This window comes from Mycobacterium sp., assembly GCF_047975165.1.
In the GTDB taxonomy this organism is placed as follows: Bacteria; Actinomycetota; Actinomycetes; order Mycobacteriales; family Mycobacteriaceae; genus Mycobacterium.
In genome coordinates this window covers 1-1,833 of record NZ_JBKECZ010000094.1, presented here as the reverse complement: position 1 = coordinate 1,833, position 1,833 = coordinate 1, and the positions used below count along the sequence as shown (strand labels likewise).

2 protein-coding genes are annotated in these 1,833 nt (G+C 32.8%); both read right to left on the bottom strand.

What is annotated here, in order from left to right:
* A partial coding sequence (locus ACK5M9_RS09740) for a hypothetical protein (protein ID WP_416892969.1) occupies positions 1-538 on the bottom strand: 538 nt, incomplete at its 3' end.
* A gap of 699 nt (positions 539-1,237) precedes the next feature.
* Complete coding sequence (locus ACK5M9_RS09735; protein WP_416892968.1) at positions 1,238-1,474, bottom strand: hypothetical protein; 237 nt, start codon at positions 1,472-1,474, stop codon at positions 1,238-1,240.
* Between the last annotated feature and the right edge of the window lie 359 nt (positions 1,475-1,833).

Below are 1,833 nucleotides of genomic sequence, written 5' to 3'. Positions count from 1 at the left end.
GTTCTAATCTCTCATCCCCCCACCTTTCATTGATGTATCCACCTCTAACTTCATTACTTTCATTAACAAAAGCTCCACCAGCTAATACTTGACCATTGTCAAATATTCCTATTCTTGGAGTGAATGTTTGTAATGGATCATATGATTGAGAGTTTATTTTAAAACTGTAACTAGTACCATCTATACTCATAGCTAATGGCTTAGGTGATTGTTCAATACTTCCTGAACCACTCAATGACATTATATAAGCTTCATTGTCTCCCCCATAACCCCCTACTAGATACCTAGTATTTTCTGAGTCTTTTGTTATTTGAGATACCCTTAAATCTGTTGAGTTAACTTTTAAAGAAACTCCGTTAGCTGCTCTAGTATTCTTTATATAAATAATACCACCTGTTAAACCAAGTAATGCTATATCATTGTCGTAGTCGTAAGATGACATTCTACCTATTAATTCTCTTTCAAAAGTTGAGGGGTTTACTTGTTTATCGATAGAAAAGGATATATCGCTTTTGTTTGTGTAAAATAATTTATCCATATAATCAGATTCATCTATTCCACCTATAATTATTCATTGGTCAGTAACATTATTAACACCCATAACATTTCCATTTTGTAATGTAGTTGTACCAGCAATAAGACCAATATCAGTTGAAAGGGTTCCATTATCTACTGTATTACCATTAGGGTCTAAGATAATTCATTGGTCAGTATCAAAATTACCTTCACTCATACCAACACCCAAAATATTACCATTGTTTAGGGTTGTAATATTTTGAACAACACCAATATCAGTTGAAAGGGTTCCATTATCTACTGTATTACCATTTTCATCTAAGATAAGTCATTGGGTACTTTCAGAATTAACACACATAACATTACCATTTTGTAGAGTTGTTATATTAGAAATAACATTAATATCAGTTGAAAGGGTTCCATTATCTACTGTATTACCATTTTCATCTAAGGTAATTCATTTGTCAGTATGAGAAATAGATCCACCAATACACATTACATTACCATTTTGTAGAGTTGTTATAGCTCTAATATCACCAATAGTAGTCATAGTTCCATTATCTACTGTATTACCATTTTCATCTAAGATAAGTCATCTGGTAGAATTATGATTAATACACATTACATTTCCATTTTGTAAAGTAGTTATAGCATAATTACCACTAATTTCAGTTGAAATATCTCCCCTATCTACTTCGTTACCATTAGGGTCTAAGATAAGTCAATTGGAATAGCCAGTATCATAATTGACACCCATAACATTACCATTTTGTAGAGTAGTAACATCAAAAATACGACCAATACCAGTTGAAATAGAACCGTTATTTATTGTATCTCCTATAATATTTTCAGTGAACCCAGTCCCCACCCCATACACATAGTCGTTTGTTGAGGCTACTGTTGTGAAATCTATCTTATTACCATATTCTGTTGTTACGGAAGTCTCCCCCTCCCCCACAGAACTAAAACTATTTGTACTATAATTAAATCTATATAAATATATTTTATTACCGTAATGTATTGTAAAGTCATAATAATCATCACCATATTTTGATACAGCGAAATAAGGCTCATCATATGATGAGTTTGAAGTAAATTCCGGAAGTTGGTGTCTTATTATGTTGTTGAAAGTGGGAATAGTCCCAGTTTCATAAGTAGAAGCCCTAAGGTAAAAATAAGGTCCACCGCCTCAAAGACTAACTAATTTTTGTGGTGTACCTATACCTTTGTGGGGTAGGGCTGTCATGTCGTATACGGTTGAAGTCTCTGTGTATAATGAAGTTTTCTTTAAATCTGCCTCAGACCTTGTTGAAGATG